Below are 642 nucleotides of genomic sequence, written 5' to 3'. Positions count from 1 at the left end.
CCTGAAGTTCATTTTCTTTACTTCTGAGGTCAACATCTTTTACTTCTGAAGTAAAGTTTTTTGACTTCTGAAAGTCATTTCCTTTTGCTTGAAATACACTCATAAAGTCTTTCACATAAATGATATTAGGTTTTCCAAGTCCAAGCCTTACTCTTTCAATCAGTCCGATTCCTTTTTTACTGTCTAACTCATCCAATGTTTTTATGGCTGTCGGCTTTGAGATATTTCTTCTTCTCATAATTTCTTCAACGGTAAAATAGATAAATACTCTATTTTCTTTGTCTATCCAGTTATTCTTAAAAGATATTCCCGTTCGTTTTAGAAGCATGGAATAAAGGATAATTGCTTCCGCTGACAACCCCTTAAATTCTTCTCCATCAACTAATATCTCCGGTACTTTAAGAAAATTAAATCTCTCTGCTTCTCTGTTATAGAAATAGTCAAAGTCCATCGCTTCACCTCCTCTCCAAAAAATTTGCAAAGAAAAAGACGATAGTTTTTTCATCTATCGCCTTTGGTAACCATTTTTATGAAATTTTTTAGATTGATTTTATTGCCTCATTGATACCTTGTAAAAAAGCTATAACTGTTGCTCCAACCATTGGTATTCCATATGGACTAACTAAGAATCCAATAATCAAT

Annotated in this window: 2 protein-coding genes; both read right to left on the bottom strand. The window is 32.6% G+C overall.

Annotated elements, in window-relative coordinates; all coding sequences use genetic code 11:
* Window positions 1-451, bottom strand: a 451-nt coding sequence (locus tag HMPREF2801_RS08530) for a replication initiator protein A (protein ID WP_148130105.1), incomplete at its 3' end; no start/stop codon positions are given.
* A gap of 88 nt (window positions 452-539) precedes the next feature.
* Window positions 540-642 (bottom strand): CD1845 family protein (locus tag HMPREF2801_RS09505; protein ID WP_246830010.1); only part of this gene is annotated, 103 nt, incomplete at its 5' end.

This window comes from Peptoniphilus sp. HMSC062D09 (assembly GCF_001811425.1).
Lineage (GTDB): Bacteria > Bacillota > Clostridia > Tissierellales > Peptoniphilaceae > Peptoniphilus_A.
The sequence above is the reverse complement of the archived record's forward strand: the minus strand, read 5'-3'. Positions and strand labels throughout refer to the sequence as shown.